Genomic DNA, 648 nt, shown 5'->3' with positions numbered 1-648 from the left:
CGGGCGGCTGGCGGGAAAGAGCGTGGAGCGGAACACCGCCTTTTTATCCGCCACCAGTTCCTTTTTGTAGCGTTTGGTATCGGGGATAAAGGTTTTCATCAGCGGCAGTTCCAGTTCCTTAATGGTCTTGTCGTAGGCGGTGTAAAGGTCTGTTTTCTCCCTACCGTCCACCATGTTCCAAAAGAGGTACAGCCCTGCAAGTCGGCAGGCTTCATTCTTCACTAATAGCTTTTGGATAGCCATTGCGAACGACAGGCTGCTTTCCAGCACCACCTTGTCGGCTGAAATGGGGGTGAAAATGTAGTCCATGCCCGCAAGGGAGTTTATCACGCCCTCGCTGTTCACCGTGCCGGGCAGGTCGAAAAACACTATATCCGGCACGTGTCCGGCGGCTATATATCCGTCAGCCGTTGCAATCGCCTTTTCGGGCGAACTGCACAGTACCGGGTAGGCTTTCTTCCCCAGCCGGGTGAACTGTTCATACGCCATGCGCTTGTAATCTTCATCCGCCCCGACCTGCTCGGCATCCCGCTTGCGCATCCCGGCAATGGAGTGCTGGGGGTAGTCGCAATCGACCACCGCCACATTGTAGCCTTTGAGGTAGTATAGGTAACTCGCCGCCAGCACGGTAAAGGTGGTTTTGCCGAC

General features: G+C 55.4%; 1 protein-coding gene. It reads right to left on the bottom strand.

The window, feature by feature from the left end:
* The coding region (locus DXA74_RS16100) for a ParA family protein (protein ID WP_147401164.1) at positions 1 to 648 on the bottom strand (648 nt) is incomplete at both ends.

This window comes from Bacteroides sp. OF04-15BH, from assembly GCF_003477995.1.
In the GTDB taxonomy this organism is placed as follows: domain Bacteria; phylum Bacteroidota; class Bacteroidia; order Bacteroidales; family Bacteroidaceae; genus Paraprevotella.
This window is presented reverse-complemented; position numbering and strand designations above follow the sequence as displayed.